The 16,807-nt window shown below is 43.4% G+C and carries 14 protein-coding genes and 6 tRNA genes; 1 reads left to right on the top strand and 19 read right to left on the bottom strand.

Annotation, left to right across the window (positions count from 1 at the left end; genetic code table 11):
• Window positions 1-3 precede the first annotated feature (3 nt).
• From J5X92_RS08470 to J5X92_RS08400, 15 genes are all read right to left on the bottom strand, one after another.
• On the bottom strand, window positions 4-828 hold the full coding sequence (locus J5X92_RS08470) for a sulfurtransferase (RefSeq protein WP_208805407.1): 825 nt from the start codon (window positions 826-828) through the stop codon (window positions 4-6).
• Between the two features lie 77 nt (window positions 829-905).
• Window positions 906-1,400: a thiol peroxidase gene (gene tpx, locus J5X92_RS08465; RefSeq protein WP_013784130.1), complete on the bottom strand. Its 495-nt coding sequence runs from the start codon at window positions 1,398-1,400 to the stop codon at window positions 906-908.
• A 65-nt stretch (window positions 1,401-1,465) separates the two neighbouring features.
• On the bottom strand, window positions 1,466-2,149 hold the full coding sequence (locus J5X92_RS08460) for a tRNA-uridine aminocarboxypropyltransferase (RefSeq protein ID WP_041452868.1): 684 nt from the start codon (window positions 2,147-2,149) through the stop codon (window positions 1,466-1,468).
• Window positions 2,150-2,306: 157 nt separating this feature from the next.
• Window positions 2,307-2,393: transfer RNA gene (locus tag J5X92_RS08455), tRNA-Leu, on the bottom strand.
• 62 nt (window positions 2,394-2,455) lie between these two features.
• Window positions 2,456-2,529: transfer RNA gene (locus J5X92_RS08450), tRNA-Cys, on the bottom strand.
• 14 nt (window positions 2,530-2,543) lie between these two features.
• Window positions 2,544-2,619: transfer RNA gene (locus J5X92_RS08445), tRNA-Gly, on the bottom strand.
• 151 nt (window positions 2,620-2,770) lie between these two features.
• Window positions 2,771-3,349, bottom strand: a complete 579-nt coding sequence (gene pgsA, locus J5X92_RS08440; RefSeq protein ID WP_013784132.1) for a CDP-diacylglycerol--glycerol-3-phosphate 3-phosphatidyltransferase — start codon at window positions 3,347-3,349, stop codon at window positions 2,771-2,773.
• A gap of 114 nt (window positions 3,350-3,463) precedes the next feature.
• Window positions 3,464-5,281 carry an excinuclease ABC subunit UvrC gene (uvrC, locus tag J5X92_RS08435; RefSeq protein WP_208805405.1) on the bottom strand — a complete coding sequence of 606 codons (1,818 nt, stop codon included), beginning with the start codon at window positions 5,279-5,281 and terminating at the stop codon, window positions 3,464-3,466.
• A 6-nt stretch (window positions 5,282-5,287) separates the two neighbouring features.
• Complete coding sequence (gene uvrY / locus J5X92_RS08430; RefSeq protein WP_013784134.1) at window positions 5,288-5,932, bottom strand: UvrY/SirA/GacA family response regulator transcription factor; 645 nt, start codon at window positions 5,930-5,932, stop codon at window positions 5,288-5,290.
• Between the two features lie 205 nt (window positions 5,933-6,137).
• On the bottom strand, window positions 6,138-6,863 hold the full coding sequence (locus tag J5X92_RS08425; RefSeq protein WP_208805403.1) for a pirin family protein: 726 nt from the start codon (window positions 6,861-6,863) through the stop codon (window positions 6,138-6,140).
• A 253-nt stretch (window positions 6,864-7,116) separates the two neighbouring features.
• Window positions 7,117-8,562, bottom strand: a complete 1,446-nt coding sequence (locus tag J5X92_RS08420; RefSeq protein WP_208805402.1) for an aminotransferase class I/II-fold pyridoxal phosphate-dependent enzyme — start codon at window positions 8,560-8,562, stop codon at window positions 7,117-7,119.
• A 51-nt stretch (window positions 8,563-8,613) separates the two neighbouring features.
• Window positions 8,614-10,713, bottom strand: coding sequence for a 5-histidylcysteine sulfoxide synthase (ovoA, locus tag J5X92_RS08415; RefSeq protein ID WP_208805400.1), 2,100 nt, complete (start codon window positions 10,711-10,713; stop codon window positions 8,614-8,616).
• Window positions 10,714-11,360: 647 nt separating this feature from the next.
• A tRNA-Ser gene (locus tag J5X92_RS08410) sits at window positions 11,361-11,452 on the bottom strand.
• Between the two features lie 141 nt (window positions 11,453-11,593).
• Window positions 11,594-12,430 carry a class III extradiol ring-cleavage dioxygenase gene (locus J5X92_RS08405; RefSeq protein ID WP_126873213.1) on the bottom strand — a complete coding sequence of 279 codons (837 nt, stop codon included), beginning with the start codon at window positions 12,428-12,430 and terminating at the stop codon, window positions 11,594-11,596.
• Between the two features lie 89 nt (window positions 12,431-12,519).
• Window positions 12,520-12,993: a DoxX family protein gene (locus J5X92_RS08400; RefSeq protein ID WP_208805398.1), complete on the bottom strand. Its 474-nt coding sequence runs from the start codon at window positions 12,991-12,993 to the stop codon at window positions 12,520-12,522.
• 193 nt (window positions 12,994-13,186) lie between these two features.
• Between J5X92_RS08400 and J5X92_RS08395 the strand changes: the two genes are divergently transcribed.
• On the top strand, window positions 13,187-14,119 hold the full coding sequence (locus J5X92_RS08395; protein ID WP_208805396.1) for a LysR family transcriptional regulator: 933 nt from the start codon (window positions 13,187-13,189) through the stop codon (window positions 14,117-14,119).
• Window positions 14,120-14,177: 58 nt separating this feature from the next.
• Here the strand turns inward: J5X92_RS08395 and J5X92_RS08390 are convergent, their stop codons facing one another.
• The 4 genes from J5X92_RS08390 to J5X92_RS08375 all read right to left on the bottom strand — a co-directional run bounded on the left by J5X92_RS08390 (window position 14,178) and on the right by J5X92_RS08375 (window position 16,724).
• Window positions 14,178-15,644 carry a DUF3360 family protein gene (locus J5X92_RS08390; RefSeq protein ID WP_208805395.1) on the bottom strand — a complete coding sequence of 489 codons (1,467 nt, stop codon included), beginning with the start codon at window positions 15,642-15,644 and terminating at the stop codon, window positions 14,178-14,180.
• 145 nt (window positions 15,645-15,789) lie between these two features.
• Window positions 15,790-15,881: transfer RNA gene (locus tag J5X92_RS08385), tRNA-Ser, on the bottom strand.
• A gap of 203 nt (window positions 15,882-16,084) precedes the next feature.
• On the bottom strand, window positions 16,085-16,465 hold the full coding sequence (locus tag J5X92_RS08380) for a hypothetical protein (protein ID WP_208805394.1): 381 nt from the start codon (window positions 16,463-16,465) through the stop codon (window positions 16,085-16,087).
• Window positions 16,466-16,632: 167 nt separating this feature from the next.
• Window positions 16,633-16,724 (bottom strand) — tRNA-Ser (locus J5X92_RS08375).
• Window positions 16,725-16,807: the final 83 nt, after the last annotated feature.

Here is a 16,807-nt window from a genome sequence, read left to right as displayed (position 1 = left end):
AGGTTAATCTTTCACTACTGGAAAAGTGGCGTTTGCTCCCCACTCAGACCAAGAACCATCGTAAATAGCAACATCATTTGCACCGCACATGAGTGCAGCAACGCCAATAATACACGCCGTAACCCCTGAACCGCAGGTACAGATAATGGGCTTCGATAAATCAATATTGGCTTTGGCAAAAACATCTTTTAATTTTTCAACGCTTAAGAAAAAACCATTCTCTAACAGCGCTGTGAATGGAAGATTGTAAGCACCTGGCATGTGCCCCGAACGAACCCCAGGGCGAGGCTCTTCTACTTGCCCGTAAAACCGCGCTTCACTTCTGGCGTCGACTAGTTGGGCATCGGTATTAATCGCTTGAATAACCGCTGAACTATTTACAAACCATTTGCTCTGCGCATTACTTTCATACTTAAAATGTGAGGGAATACGTTGTTCTGATACTGGTAAGTTTTTTTCTTCCCACGCTACTTGGCCGCCATTTAACAATTTTACGTTCTCATGCCCCATGGCCTTAAGCATCCACCAAACACGAGGGGCGCTGTACATACCTCGGGTATCGTAAACCACTACAGACGAACGTTCGGTTAAACCTTGTCGGCCTAAGTACAAAGCAAAGTCAGATTCGGTTGGCATACTATGAGGAAAACCCGTGGTGTGATCACTGCCCTCGCCGTCTAAGTCTATATCCACAGAGTTTGGCAACACCATGGCATCACGAGAATCAGGCGTTTTGGTAACCGGGTCGTCCATAACCGCACGCACTAAAATGATGGGTTCATCTTGCAGTTGCGTGGCAAGCTGTTGAACATTAACTAACATCGACATATCACCCTCTCCATTGAAATGCCCACGTAACGCTGTGGGCATTACTGGTTTGAGCTATTTACGCTTTATATTCTTAATTACAAAGCAGCCATTGCTGAATCGTAGTTTGGTTCTTCCGTGGTTTCAGCCACTTGCTCGGTATAAAGTACCTTACCGTCGGTATCAATCACAACGACTGTTCGTGATAGCAGACCAGTTAGCGGCATAGAAGTGAACGCCACACCATAGTCGTCACCAAAACTTGTACGGAAAGTAGAACCGGTAATCACATTTTCAATGCCTTCTGCACCACAAAAGCGGCCAGCTGCAAACGGTAAGTCAGCAGATACGCAAATAACTTGTGTATTGTCTAGACCAGCTGCTTGTTCATTGAATTTACGCACTGACGTTGCACACGTGCCTGTATCGATAGAAGGGAAAATGTTAAGAATAACGCGTTTACCCTTAAGATCAGCGAGGGTTACTTCACCTAAATCCGCTTTTACTAATGTGAAGTCTGGGGCTTGCTGCCCAACTTCTGGAAGCGAACCTACAGTTGAAACTGAATTACCTTGAAACGTAACTGTTGCCATGTTTTTCTCCTTGGGTTTTGATTGCTTAACCTTATAGTTAAGCGCGAATGCACGCAAGATAAGGGTTACTTAACTTGCGCCTTTGCAAATTCAATTTTGTGACTTAAATGGGGCTTCCCTTTTAAGTATTGGTGTCGAAAAATACTGAAGTATTTAGCTAGCGCCGTAGCCGCTTCAACTTCACCTGCCAAATCTAACACGTTTATTCCCACCTCTGCAGTGCAATGCTGGAATTCTCGTGTAGATTCTCGCAACAAGTAATTCGATGATATTTCAGGGGATACGCCCAGCACCGGAAACTTATCTAGGTACGGGCTTTTACCAAACATTTTTCGCGCCTCACGCCACGTGCCGTCTAAAAATATAAACAATGGAATTTTGTCTAATTTATCTTCCGGCTTGGGGATGCAACGCGCTGGCTCAGCATACTCGTGAGGAAATATAATGATGGGTTGGTATTTAGGGTTGCTTAGTAACGTCAGTAAATCTGCATCGGGTTCGGTTCTGTGCCACACAAACGCGTAATTTTCAGCTACCACATCCGCAATTAATCGGCCTGTGTTGGTTGGCTTGTAGTATTCGCCCTTGTACATGATGAAAAGTACCGCACAGGATGCTTGTGGTTCAGGCTTATCGGCACAAATACACGCGTTTACAGGCAGTAAACAAATATCGCAACGGATAACTTTACTACCCCGCGCATTGAAAGCTCGCTTTGCTCGTTTGAGCTCAGACGTTCTAAGCGCCAGAATGGAATTAATATGTGGAAGCACGCAGTAAACTCAATAAGATTAGAGTGATATGGTAGCACAGAGCGTGAGTTAGCCGTAAAGCAAAATACTGAAATTAATTAGCGAATTATAAGCTTTAAGAATATATATTGGATGTATTTAGATATGTAGAAAATGGTGCCCGGGGCCGGACTTGAACCGGCACGTCATTACTGACGAGGGATTTTAAATCCCTTGTGTCTACCAATTTCACCACCCGGGCATCGGGGTAACCTTTCGGTTGGGGTGTCAGGCGTAGAAACCTGTTGTAGCATTAAAGCATTATGGAGGCGGAACCCGGAGTCGAACCGAGATCCACGGATTTGCAATCCGCTGCATAGCCATTCTGCCATTCCGCCGTAATACTAGACTTTGGAGCGGGAAACGAGATTCGAACTCGCGACCCCGACCTTGGCAAGGTCGTGCTCTACCAACTGAGCTATTCCCGCATTTAAAGTCTTACATTTCGTTTCGTTGTTGCCGTCTCGAAATGTGCGGTGAATTCTACCTGTAACGCTGAAAGAGTCAATACGAAAAACAAGGAAATATGCAATTTTGTGATCGTTTGCTACATTTTTATTCACATTGCTCAATAGACGATCAAATCTTATCTTTTAAACCCGCACTTAGGTGTGGCCACGCAGCACGGGAGTAAATAATCATTGACCAAATTGACAGCACTGCAGCGATATAAAGTAAAATATGTCCTAGGGTTACCCAATAAAGTGGAATGCCCATAAACGATTCAAGGCCAGATAATAATCCAATAATGGCTAACATTTGCGCAGTCGTTTTTGCTTTGCCAATAAATGACACTTTTACCGCTTCCCTCACACCATTTTGTCCCATCCACTCTCTTAGCGCAGAAACATAAATTTCTCGCACTAATAGTGCAATGGCTGGAATAGTAATCCATAAACTACCGTAACTGTGGGTAATCATTAATAATGCAGCCCCCACAATAAGCTTATCGGCAACAGGATCGAGGAAAGCACCAAAAGGCGTAGATTGTTCAAGTTTTCGGGCTAAGTAGCCATCGAACCAATCGGTAATCGCCGCAAGCCAGAAAATAACTGCGCCAGCTTCGTGGGCCCAACGCCAATCTAGAAAATAAACACCAACAAACACAGGAATAAGAATTACTCTGAATAGAGTAATTAAATTTGGAACCGTCCACATAAATACATCTCAAAATTTTCGCCTAATATAGGCAGGTTTAGCGCAGCTTTTTTTAAGCCTTCAATTTTTAACAGATTACCGCAATTTACGTATTAATGCGCGTATTGGATGAGATTAAAGATGAAGATGATCGTATATGGTGTCAGCTAACTCTTTGCTAATACCTGGTACGCTGGCAATTTCATCTTTACTGGCCTTTTTAAGCCCTTGCAGCCCGCCCATGTATTTCAACAATGTTTGGCGACGTTTAGCCCCTACTCCAGGTATGGTTTCTAAACTTGATGTGGTTTTCACCTTTTGACGGCGGTTTCTGTGCCCAGTAATAGCAAAGCGGTGAGATTCATCTCTTATATGCTGAATAAGATGCAAGGCGGGTGAGTGGCTGTCCATAGGCACGGTGTCGTGGCTATCGGCCAATATAATAGTTTCTAACCCCGGCTTACGGGTTGTGCCTTTCGCTACACCTAATAACATAGGCTTTTTATCATGCGGCCAATCTTCAAAGAAAGTTTCAGCTTGCGACAACTGCCCTTTACCGCCATCAATAAGCAGTAAATCAGGGATATTTTGTACTTCTTTAACCGATTTATAGCGACGTTTAAGGGCTTGTGCCATAGCGGCGTAATCATCACCGGGCGTAATGCCCTCAATATTATAGCGGCGGTAATCGCTTTTAAGCGGGCCTTCACGATTAAACACCACGCAAGATGCTACGGTTTGTTCGCCGGAGGTGTGGCTTATGTCGAAACATTCCATACGCTGTAATGGCGCATCTAATTCAAGCGCCGTTTCTAAATCGAGATATCGGGCAAATACCGACTTTTGTTCGCCGTACTGGGCCTCTAGTGCGGTTTCAGCATTGGCTTGTGCTAGTTCTAAGTAACGGCGTTTCTCTTCACGTGCACCTTTAAAGAAATTTACACGGTATCCGGCTTCACCGCTAAGTAAATCGGCTATCGCGTCTTCATCAGACAACGCACTGGCAAATACCATTTGCTTAGGTATAAGTTTGTTGCCCGCTAAGTAGAACTGCAATAAGAAGGATTCGAATATTTCTTGTTCATCGGCCGTGTTCGGCACTTTTGGGAAAAACGCCTTGCTACCTAATAGTTGGCTGTCACGAATAAACATCACCTGAATACACGCCATATTGCCTTTTACCGCAAAACCAAATACGTCCATTTCATCTTGGGTACCGGCTACCCATTGGCGCTCTTGTACTTTGCGAAGCGTGTTGATTTGATCACGATAACGTGCGGCAGCTTCAAAGTTTAGTGCTTCGCTGGCCTTTTCCATTTTATCTACCAAGGTACCAATGACTTGTTGGTTTTTACCTTTTAGGAATAGCCTAGCGAGGTCTATCTGCTCGTTATACTCTTCGTCGCTAACGTAACCTTCAACACAAGGTGCACTGCATCGTTGCATTTGATATTGCAAACAAGGGCGACTTCTAGCGCGGTAGTAACTGTCTTCACATTGGCGTACTGGAAAAATACGCTGCATAGAACGCAGACTTTCACGAACGGCCCCCGCACTAGGATAAGGACCAAAATATTCGCCCTTTTTCTTTTGCGGGCCACGGTGAAACGATAAACGTGGATGCTGGTGATCAGATAGGAATATAAAAGGGTAGGATTTATCGTCACGCATGACCACGTTATAACGTGGCTTGTACTTCTTAATGAAGTTGTTTTCTAACAAAAATGCTTCTGTTTCGCTATTTACAACGGTGACATCCATATTGGCAATTTGCATTACCAATGAGCGTGTTTTTGCATTATCGACATTCATTCGAAAATAGCTAGAAACACGCTTTTTAAGGTTTTTTGCTTTACCCACATAAATGACTTCTTCCTGGGCGTTATACATTCTGTATACGCCAGGTTGAGAAGTTAAATTTTTGAGAAACGCTGCGGAATCAAATGCAGACATACTGGGCTAAAGCAAATTCGAATCGATGAGTTTGTGGCGAAGCGCTAAGTGGGTTAATTCCACATCAGTGGTTACGCCTAACTTTTCAAACATACGATAACGGTATGTATTGACGGTTTTTGCGTTAATGCTTAGTTCAGTAGCAATATCAGGTACACGCTTACCCTTGGTGAGGCGAAGCGCAATACTTAACTCTCTATCTGATAAATCATTAAACGGATTGTCTGAATTTGGGGAAAGCTTATCGATGGCGATGCTGTTCGCAACTTCACTATCGATATACTTTTGCCCACCAACCACTTTGTGAATGGCACGAATAACTTCTTCAGGTTCGGCATCTTTCGTTAAGAAGCCGAACGCGCCAGCATTCATTACCTGCATAGGTATGGGGCTTTCTTTATGCATAGACAAACAAATTACGCGGGTGTTCTCTGACATCCGCACAATGCGTTTGGTTGCTTCTAGCCCGCCAATACCGGGCATATTTACGTCCATGAGCACCACATCTGGAGCGTTTTTTCGACATAGCTGTACGGCATCTTCGCCATTTTTAGCTTCAGCTATGATTGAAAAATCTACGACATCTTCCAGAATTCGGCGGATCCCTCTTCTGACCAAATCATGGTCATCTGCTAGGATTATTTTTATCACATGTATCTCACTGACTACGGTTTGCTTTCAAACAAAAAAGATCCGTAACCGAGGTGGATTCCACCAGTTACTTACCAATCATGTGTTCGTATCATACCACGACTACCGACTAGGTAAACTTTTCAGTGTCAATTTGTAGTAAGGAAATGTGTAAAAACAAGCATTAACAGAACAAGCTGGTTAATAAAGATACTACACCGACTTATTAGCCTACAGGAGGCAAATCAAACCAAAGCGCAAGTGCTTCTTCATTGGCCAAAACCACTACCTTTTGCCCCAAGCCTAACCCTATTGCATCTCCTTTTGTTAAGGTAGTCATCTTGTCTGACTTAACGTCGTTAACGGTTAATTCACCTTTCACAATATGCAAATAGCCAGCCCCCAAGGTTGGCGAAGATTCAACGGCCAAGTCGAAACTTTCCCCTCGGCTAAGGGCCAGTTTACTAATACGTGCATCTTGATTAATTTTTAACGAACCGTCTTGCCCCGATTCACTGACAAGAAGCTCTAATCCGTTTTTATCACTAACCGATTTCTGTAAGTAGGCCGGCTGAACACCCGTTACGTTAGGCTCAATCCAAATTTGAATAAAATTAACTTCCTCCTTATCAGACGCATTCATTTCAGAATGCCGAATGCCCTTCCCTGCACTCATTACTTGGATATCACCTGCAGGTATAACGTAGTCGTTACCCGTACTATCTTTGTGTTTTAACGCACCGCTTACCACAAAAGAAATGATTTCCATGTCCCGGTGCCCATGGGTTTCAAAGCCTCTGCCCGCCTGTACGATATCGTCGTTAAATACCCTAAGTGCAGAAAATCCCATATGATTGGCATCATAATACTGGCCAAATGAAAAGCTATGTTTGCTGTTAAGCCAACCAAGATTAACGTTACCTCGTTCGCTACCTTTTCGAATGTATTGCATAATTATATCCTTTCATCGAGGCGCTTTTTAAGAACCATTAATGCGCCTGTTTTCGATAATTAACTTTCAATACACCATATTTTAGTTACTAAGCAGCGGGATAAAATTAGCGAAATTAGCACCGTTCATTCGCTTTTTGAGAATGAATAAATTAGATATGAGTTTACGCTGGCGGTAATGTGATTTAAGGCAAAGGCGACAATAACGATAGAGCTAGAAAAACGCTAGGGCGAGAATAACGAAAGGCGATAACTTAATCGGAGAATAATCTTAGTAACGCGGTTTTTATCGCGCTAGGGTGACATGCCAAATTAAGGCGTAAATAACCGGGGGCGTTAAAACTTGCCCCATCAACACCAATAACACCGCGCCGGCAGGCTTCAAGGAACGTGTTTTGCAAAAAGCGTTCATTCAGATTCAACCATAAAAAGTAACCTGCATCGCCCAAAGTAAAAGATGTGGTTGGGCTCAGTACGTTCATAAGCGCTTTGGCGTATTGCCTATTGAACGCAATGGCCTTTAGCACTAACGCTAACCAATCATCTGCTTGTTCGTATGCCGCAATCAGCGCAACTTTTGCTACGGGTGACGCCTCAAGATGGCAACTGTCTATTTCCTTCGCAAATTTAGCCTGTAATGCATCATTCGCGATAATGGCATATGAGGCAGCGGGTATAGCCGATAAATTATATGCCTTACCGGCGCTGTTTATTCGAATAATCATATCTTGCGCAAATGGGATATTTATCGCAAAAGGTCTTATAGCACACGCTTTATTGGTATTGGTGTTGTACGAAGCATCAACAGTAGCATCGGCATCAATAAAACCAAATTCACTGTGCACTTCATCAAGAATAAGGGTGATATTATGAGCATCACAAAAACGGGCAATATCATGTTGGTGTGTTTCGCTTAGCACTGTGCCAGTGGGGTTATTCGGGTGGCAAAGCACAAAAGCACTACAATCTGCATCTAATAACGCGGTTATCTTTTTTTCTGAACCGGTTTCTGTAAAACTAATATCCTCAATGCTGATATCAACGAGGTTTAGACCCTGCGCCGCAATTCTTTCTCGAAGGGGGCCGTAGGTAGGTGAAAGCACCATGACTTTATCACCTTTGGTGGTGCACACCTTCAACGCAGTATCTACTGCAGCCATCACACTTGCCGTACTCACTACCGAATTGGCGGCAATGACTGCACCTTGTTTAGCGTAACGGGCTGCCACAACATCACCAATATCACATGACTGATACCCATAATGCGAAGATACAAATGCCGAAATAGCATGGGCAATGTGCTTAGATGGCGCAGTGTCCATGTCGGCTATCCACATACTTACTGCGTGTTCTGGTGCATGCGGGAACCGAGTAGAAAGCGACGAAAACTTTAAGCGGCTTCTTGCGTTAGTTTCGCCATCGCCATCATTAACATTAGTATTGACCTCAATATCACCGCAACCCAAAGGTGTATACCACAGTGATGAGAATTGACTAAGTTGCGCAGAAAACAGGTTGTCAATATCGGCAACCTGTTGTTTCAACGCTGCGTTTATATCTACGCTGCTGTCTGCGAGTTTATCAGCGCCTGCTAGCGCGCTTGGCCTCACAGATTTATCGCCTTGCGAAGCTTTAGCGCCAGGCTTTGCCGCTTTAGCGCGAGGCTTAGCTGCTTTAGCACTAGGTTTAGCTGCTTTCATTCATGACCTTCTTGGCAAAGAACACAACGCTTAAACACGCTATACACAATACTATCGCTTTCTAAACACGTTAAATTCAGACAGTGTATGCTGATATTTACGCTTAGTTTCACGAATAACAAAAGGAATTTCAGTTGGTGCCCCTACTCGCTCAAAACTTTCTTTAAGCGTGGCTTCCAGCGCTTCTGTCGACGTTAACGTTTCACCATTCTCGTCTTTATAACCACCTAACCATTCGCTACGTTCTGTGTATTCTTCCAACCACGTAAACGGTGAGGCTATTACCAGTATGCCGCCAGCATTAAGCCTTGCTGTCACGTCGTTCAGTACTTTCTTAGGGCTGTACACTCTATCAAGCAAGTTCCCCATAAAGATTAAGTCGTAGCCTGTAAATTGCGGCTTCAAATTACACGCGTCACCTTGAGCAAAGTGCACTTTATCGGCACATTCCGCTAAGCCCAAGTTGCTTAACTTTCTGGCTTTAAATGAAGTTAGTTCGCCTTCTTCAATAAGGTTATAGCGGATTTCACCTCGTTCTTGCATAGCAACGGCGGTTTTAATAAACCGTGCAGAAAAATCGATACCATCAACATGATCAAAATAGGTAGCTAATTCAAACGATGAACGGCCTACTGCGCACCCTAAGTCTAACGCCTTGCCGCCTTTATTTTCAGGCATGTGGCTTAAACAAAAATGAGCACTCGCTTTAGCGAAGTTTTCAACATTAAAGTAAGTGTCACCGTAATGGAACTCACTGTATTGTGATACCTGTGTATCGCTTTCGTAATCCAAATCATTTACCTGTATGGGTAGCGCAGCTTCTACATAGCGAAAGCCTGCGTGTTGAAAGAAGTGACGGCGAAATGCATAACGGCTTTGTGCCATTGCCTCATTCCCCGTAGATATCCAGCTTCCGCCTTTTATAAGGTTATGTTTGTTGTCAAAGGTAGGCGTGGTGAAATCGTCGTACAGCGGGTGCACTTTAAACCCATCAAAGGGGTAAATTGGCGTTTCCGTCCACTGCCATACGTTGCCCACTACATCGTAAAAATCACCGGCTTGGTTAATATCAACCGGCTCACTAGACGCATACTTGTTCAGCGCAATGTTATAGCCGTCTGAATAGGTGTTTTCGGTAATGCCCGCAAACTCACGTAAACGTAACCACTCATCTTCAGTAGGTAGTCGAATTAACGTGCCGGATTGTTCACTTTTATAATTACAGAAGGCTTTGGCTTCGTGGTAATTCACATCTACGGGCCAGCTCAGTGGTAACGGAAATGCTTCTAGCATACTGCGGTACAAATAACCGTTGTCAGTCTTTACCCAGAAAGTCGGATGCGATGCTTTTGTGTATTCGCGCCATTTAATACCTTCTTCTTCCCAGTAATCTGAGTTCTCATATCCGCCTGCTTCTACAAACGTTAAAAACTCACCATTACTCACAACGAATTGACTGGCTTTAAATTCTGCTACGCTAGCTTGATGGTGGCCATATTCGTTATCCCACCCATACAAGGCATCGTTCCATTGCTTGTTGCATATAACATCGCCACTTGGCACCTCGATTAATGTATTGATAGGGGCGCTAGAGAAAACGTTACAACTAGGCCAATTTTCATTATCGGTCTTAACCTGGCTAATAGGAAGTTGACGGATAAGTACTGAGGACGTTTCTAAATGAATGCGTTCATGTTCAATACACATCACCAGCGGCCACATTGGGCTTTCCCAATTGATAGGCATACTAAAATCGAGGGTTTCAATTACCGATAACACGAGATCGCGCACTTGGCGGCGATACTGACGTACTTCATCAACAGACGGCCATGCATAGTTCTCGTCGTTAAGATCATCCCAACTCATTTCGTCTACACCGATAGCAAATAACGACTCGAATCTCGGGTTGATACGCTCAGAAATGATTTTAGCCAAAATAAGCTTATTGATAAAAAAAGTCGTGGTATGGCCAAAATAAAAGATAAGTGGATGGCGAAGCTTTTCAGCACGCTGGAAATAGGCTTCATCGCTTGCTAGGCAAGTGAATAGGCTTTCATAGGTATCAAACGAATCCGTAAAATACGCTTTGATTTCCTGACGTTTTTGCTCAACACTGCCCTGACTCAAATTGAGCGTACTCATAGCCTGCATATCAATCCTCTATATTTATTCTTTTTCGTCAGTGGGTGTAACGAGCTGTCGTTGCGTTTCACTTACACTTTCGTTTTAAGCATTAGCACTGTAATGAGTAATAACCTCTATATCACTTACTATACACCTTAATTGCAATTGGACATTAGAGTGAAGCCCTAATCACACATCTGCGAATTAGCGTCTTTAAACAAGTGTACCTATGTACAATAGCGATAGCATACAAAACTAATGGTTATTCGTTTTTAGCAAAAATTTATGACCAACATGCGACTGTCGCGAGAGCCTTAGTTTAGTCTCTCACTCATTTTTATTAACGCCGCGTAGTCGAACACATTAGTTATAATGAATGTAATCATTTTACAAGTGCTTATTACAAATTATAGACAGAGGAAGATCAGAAAAACTTTCAATGAGTTGCAGTACTTTTTCACCGCCATCTTACGTGTGTTTGTCCGTTTATCAATGCGGCATTGCTACTTAGTGGCTAGAACATCTTCTAACCTTAATTAAAGTTTTAGCATTGTGAATTTTATTTAATGAAACCTGCATGAAAATATACGCTGCTTATTCCCGTTTGCTGTGGTGCTAATACATTTTATTTCGAGCATAAAAAAACCCGCAACAGTGTGCGGGTTTTCAAAACTTGGCGGAGAGGGAGGGATTCGAACCCCCGGAAGGTTTGACCCTTCGCCTGATTTCAAGTCAGGTGCATTAAACCGAGCTCTGCCACCTCTCCAAGTGCTGCGTATCTTAATGATTTCGCTGAAAGTGTAAAGCACTAACTTAAACTTTTATGTTCAACCGATTAATTGATAAACAAAGTGTCTGTATTTTGGTTAATTTGTTTAAGTTAAGTGCATGTCCGTGGATGTTTCGCTTAGTTTTGCCAAACAAACATACTTGCTGGCTTCGTCAGTAACGTTAATGATATTGCTTTGTCTACCATCCTTTCGTTTGCGCCGTAACAAACATGAAGAGGTAGTAAATGTTCTTCTCTAGGGTGAGCAAATATTCCGTGGGGTGAACTTTTCCACTCAATGAGTTTTTGACTCCTTTCTAATTCACTCATTGGTTCAAACTTCATTGTTTCTTGTAGCCATTGATTGAATTCTTGTGCTTTTTTATTTGCCGGCGCTGAACTATCAAAAAAGCCACGCATGTTATGAAAAGACGAACCCGAGCCCAACAATAAAACATGCTTGTCGTTACAATTAGCCTGTAAAATGTGTCTCAATGCCCTTCCTAACGCAATATGCTTTGCCGCATCCAAGTCTGATGTTAAGGATACTTGAATACATGGAATGTCTGCCTCTGGGTACATGATAGTGAGAGGAACAAACATCCCGTGATCAAACCCGCGATTAGGGTTAGCCGTTGCGTCAATACCCTGTGCTTGCAAACCCGCAACAATAGATGCAGATAAATCGGAGATACCAAGGGCTGGATATTGCAGTGTATAAGCCCGCTCAGGAAAGCCATAGTAATCATAAATTAAGCTTGGTTGGTTACTGGCAGTCACTTGGGTGTTATTTTCCTCCCAGTGCGCACTAACCACCACAATGACATCAGGCCTTCGCATATCTCGCGATAAGGTTTTAAGTACCTCAATCATTTCTTTATGGTTTGCGCCCCCTTTGCCGTCTTCATCTGTAACGCGTTCTAGAAGTGGTAGCGGTCCACCACCATGTGAAATGTAAGCCGTTGTAATACTCATCAGTGTTTTCCCCGATATAACTGTTAAATCGATGACGCAGACTCATTAAAGCTATAGGCAGCCTTCATTCGTGCCTGTTTTTAACAAAATCAGCCTTTGACAAAGCCACCGTATTGACCGTGTAATTTATTGCTGATAACCGCATCAAATGAAAACTTTCCGGCACCCTGAATAGACAGTGCAACCGTGGCAGCAAGTAGGGCTAAGGCAAATTCGTAACCGTTGTTGCTCATGAATAGCCCGTTACCCGCATGCACACTAAAAATAGCGACTAACATGGTGAACGCACTTAGTGCGGCAGCGGGACGTGTAAGAAACCCAAGTATTAGCGCTATTCCCCCAAAGAACTCTGCACTACCGGCGAGTAATGCCATGATAAACCCAGGCGCTAACCCTATACTCTCCATCCACTGTCCAGTTCCCTCAAGACCGTATCCGCCAAACCATGCAAATAGCTTTTGCCCACCATGTGCAGCCAAAATAATTCCTAGGGGCACACGTAGCACTAAATTCGCTACACTATTGTTGCTAGAAAATACGCTTGTTAAAAAATGCTTATTCATAGTTACACCTTAATAGTTCCGTCACGGCAACCACACTGCCGTGTAGAAAGCCTTTAGTTAGTTGTTAGTCCTTTGTCTGTGACGAAGAACTAACGGCATGGGTGTAGAATAGTTGCCAACATAAATTGAATAAAGCGGCATAGTATTGAATAATTAACAACGTTTTGTTGACAATAGGGTTAATAATAGAGAAATGGATAGGATCGCAATGCTTAAAACGTTTGTGGTGGTTGCTAATGAAGGCAGTTTTACTCGCGCTGCGGATAGGCTTAACACCTCAAACCAGCTTATAAGTAAATATGTGGCTCAACTTGAAAAGCACTTAGACGTGCGTTTATTCAACCGCACTACCCGAAAGATTCACCTGACAGAAGCAGGGCAACAGTGTTTACTGCACGCCAATAACATATTGGAAAGTGTTAACGATATGGAGGGGCAGCTCGGCCTACTTAACACGCAAGCCAAAGGTGTACTACACGTAAGTGCCCCTGTATCCTTTTCTACCTTACATCTATCTTCAGCGCTCGCGGCGTTCCAACATGCTCACCCCAGCGTTTCTGTAAACTTACAACTGAATGATCGCAAAGTAGATGTGGTAGATGAAGGTCTGGATGTTGCGATTCGGGCTGGCTATTTGGCTAACTCTGCCCTCGTTGCAAAAAAGATCACTACACTTAACTTAGCCCTTTGCGCAGCGCCGGCCTATTTAGAAAAATATGGAACGCCCTCACATCCATCAGAGTTAAATCCAGAACATTACCTAGAATATTCCTATGTCAATTATGATAGCGACGGGTCAGAGTTAATGAAGGCGCTTAAAACTAATGCGCAAAAAGTCACGCCAAAACTTATTGCGAACAATGGAGAGGTGCTGACTAATGTGGCAATACACGGTGATGGTTATGTATTACAACCTACTTTTATTACCGGTGACGCGCTCAGGCGGGGTGAGTTGTTATCAATATTAGAAGACTATGTCCCACAAGCTATTTCCTTATATGCGGTATACCCACACCGTAAACTGGTTTCCAATAAGCTCCGCGTTTTTATCGACTTTTTGTGTGCCTACTTTGAAGATACTCCTTACTGGGACAAGCCGTTAAATGAGCCCATACAAAAACGTTAATGCAGGGGCCGCTATAAACACAGCCCCTACCATTTAAATTATAAAAACGTTTTAGTACTTACACTCTAAAGGTCTCAATGATGGCAGGCACGCCTGGGAACATACCGATTAAAGCCATTACCGTACATAGTACAATAAAAGTAATGCCCGGTATTAACCACCTACCCGCTTTGCCAAGTTCACCAGCCCGTTCTTTACATCCAACTAAGCCTAAGTTGTCGAGAAGCATAGTGAACGACCAACCAAACACAGGGTTAACGAGTACTGAAGAAATAACCACTAGTGCTGCAGATTGTGTTGTTTTTCCTTCTCGCGTCATTTGCATACCGGCTTCCATCAACGGTAAAAATACACCTACTATGAGTGCAACACACAACACGGGAGGCCAAATAGCAAGGTCCATTGGGTAACCCCAAATGGCAGCAACTACACACAATATGCCAGTTACTATCGCACCGCCTGGAATAGGTCTACGCGCAATTGACGCAGGTATTATGTAGGTTCCCCACGATGAAGCAATATTCCCCCCACCAAGTAAACTTCCCACTGCTTGGCGGCTAGATGCTGCAATCATGGTATCGTCGATATTCATGTGCGCTTTCTCACTATGCTTCGGATAGCTCAATTTCTGGAAAACCTGATGACCAAGAAAATCCGGAGACCACATAGACACCGCCAATACAGCAAATGGCAGTACCGCAATAAAATGAGACCAATCAGGTAGCCCCAGTTGCCACCCTGTATTTTCACCCCACCAATAGGCTGGGTTTAAGTTTGGCATACCCGGTGAGGTAGTAAATTCAAATGGCGCGCCTAGAGCAAAAGCAATAACCGCTGCCATGACTGCGCCTAAAGGAATAGCCAACCAACGCTTTTGAATATGCTCCAACCATGCATACATTAAAATGGTGGTAACAATAACCACAAAGGCTAAATAGGCCATGTCGAAACTCTCTGCCCACGCAAACAGTTTTTTCACCTGCCCAGTAATTCCAATAAATCCTAAATACAGTAAAAGGCCGCCACAAACGCCATTACTGGTTAGTTTTGCTAGTACACTGCCGCCCTTGGTTATCCCCAACAAAAAGCCAAAAAAACCAATTAACAACCCTAACGCCATAGGATGACCGCCCGACGCAACAATCAGTGGCACCAAAGGCAGTAACGGACCATGAGTACCCGCTAAGTTCGCTGACGGATTGAAAAACCCGGATATCAATATAACAAACAACACCGCAGCAATAAGTAGCTCAAAACGAACGTTTTCTACAACGAATTCAGCTGATAACCCTAACGGCGCAGCAAACGCCCCTACAACGGCCGCAACCATTACAATTTTGCCTATTGTTGCCGCCATACCAGGCACACAGTCTTCCCACTCTAATCGGTAGTCTCTACCAGGTAGGTTCAGTCGCCAGCGCTTTGGCGCAATAATTTGTAATTCGTGATTGAGATAATCTTCTCTTGATTGAAACGTACTACTTGGCTTGTGAAGTTTTTGATAAGAATCGCTTTTTTGAGACACTTTACACCTTACGATTGCTGGAAGAATGGCAAGGCTATACCTGTTAATAGCGTGTAACAATGCGACTGTGGTCTTAGACGTAAACTGATTTCGCATTTATTTTATGCATAAAAAAACCCGCAACAGTGTGCGGGTTTCTAGAACTTGGCGGAGAGGGAGGGATTCGAACCCCCGGAAGGTTTGACCCTTCGCCTGATTTCAAGTCAGGTGCATTAAACCGAGCTCTGCCACCTCTCCAAGTGCTGCGTATCTTAATGATATTTTTCTGCGTGTAAAGTGCAAATCTAAATAAAGTGTGCCAAGTGGCGAATAGATAAACAAAATGTAAAGTAAAGGGCGTATTTCGTGCAAAATGCTCTTGTTTTGCGACAATTAGCTAATAACCAAGCTAAGTGAATCTGCAAAGCTTCACATTTTTGTAGACAGTTATTTTCAGCACCTTATAAAGGGATTAATCTTGCTTCCACTTCAACTTGTTCAACATGGCAAAGCCCCTCGGCCACTTCTACATCATAGGCATACCAGTATTCGTACCCTTCTTTTTGTACGGTAATGTTGTAAAAGCCTTGTCGCTCAAGTGCGCCAAACAACATCGTAGTAGAATCGCAATCAGAGGATTCTGGGTTGGTTAGCTCTTCTTCGTAGCTTGACTCTTGAAGTATGGCAGTGGCGCCACAAGAAATAGGTGCTTCGGTTACATCATCAATAACGGTTATAGCGATGCCTGGAATAACTTCAGTGGTACAAACAACGCCATCGTCGTTATCTGAATTACACCCTGCCAACAAGACGATGGGTAACACAGCTAAAAAGCGCTTCATAAATTCATCCTTAAACGAGTATTAGGCTTTCGAAAGTATTTTCTGTTTGTAAATCAAAGACTGAATACAAAACATACATCGAATTGAAGATAAAATCAGGTAATTTATTACAGGCATAAAATTGCAGACATAAAAAAACCCGCAACAGTGTGCGGGTTTCTAGAACTTGGCGGAGAGGGAGGGATTCGAACCCCCGGAAGGTTTGACCCTTCGCCTGATTTCAAGTCAGGTGCATTAAACCGAGCTCTGCCACCTCTCCAAGTGCTGCGTATCTTAATGATATTTTTATGACTGTAAAGTAAAAATTAAAAAAAATAAGTTAAGTGATGGCATTTCAAACAA

The organism is Alteromonas sp. K632G (genome assembly GCF_017653625.1).
Taxonomy (GTDB): Bacteria; Pseudomonadota; Gammaproteobacteria; order Enterobacterales; family Alteromonadaceae; genus Alteromonas; species Alteromonas naphthalenivorans.
The sequence above is the reverse complement of the archived record's forward strand: the minus strand, read 5'-3'. Positions and strand labels throughout refer to the sequence as shown.

Excerpts from the sequence above, each read along its gene's own strand:
- J5X92_RS08470 (WP_208805407.1), bottom strand. The coding sequence starts at position 828 with ATGTCGATGTTAGTTAATGTTCAACAGCTTGCCACGCAACTGCAAGAT.
- tpx (WP_013784130.1), bottom strand. The coding sequence starts at position 1,400 with ATGGCAACAGTTACGTTTCAAGGTAATTCAGTTTCAACTGTAGGTTCG.
- pgsA (WP_013784132.1), bottom strand. The coding sequence starts at position 3,349 with ATGTGGACGGTTCCAAATTTAATTACTCTATTCAGAGTAATTCTTATT.
- uvrC (WP_208805405.1), bottom strand. The coding sequence starts at position 5,281 with ATGTCTGCATTTGATTCCGCAGCGTTTCTCAAAAATTTAACTTCTCAA.
- J5X92_RS08425 (WP_208805403.1), bottom strand. The coding sequence starts at position 6,863 with ATGCAATACATTCGAAAAGGTAGCGAACGAGGTAACGTTAATCTTGGT.
- J5X92_RS08420 (WP_208805402.1), bottom strand. The coding sequence starts at position 8,562 with ATGAAAGCAGCTAAACCTAGTGCTAAAGCAGCTAAGCCTCGCGCTAAA.
- ovoA (WP_208805400.1), bottom strand. The coding sequence starts at position 10,713 with ATGCAGGCTATGAGTACGCTCAATTTGAGTCAGGGCAGTGTTGAGCAA.
- J5X92_RS08405 (WP_126873213.1), bottom strand. The coding sequence starts at position 12,430 with ATGAGTATTACAACGGCTTACATTTCACATGGTGGTGGACCGCTACCA.
- J5X92_RS08400 (WP_208805398.1), bottom strand. The coding sequence starts at position 12,993 with ATGAATAAGCATTTTTTAACAAGCGTATTTTCTAGCAACAATAGTGTA.
- J5X92_RS08395 (WP_208805396.1), top strand. The coding sequence starts at position 13,187 with ATGGATAGGATCGCAATGCTTAAAACGTTTGTGGTGGTTGCTAATGAA.
- J5X92_RS08380 (WP_208805394.1), bottom strand. The coding sequence starts at position 16,465 with ATGAAGCGCTTTTTAGCTGTGTTACCCATCGTCTTGTTGGCAGGGTGT.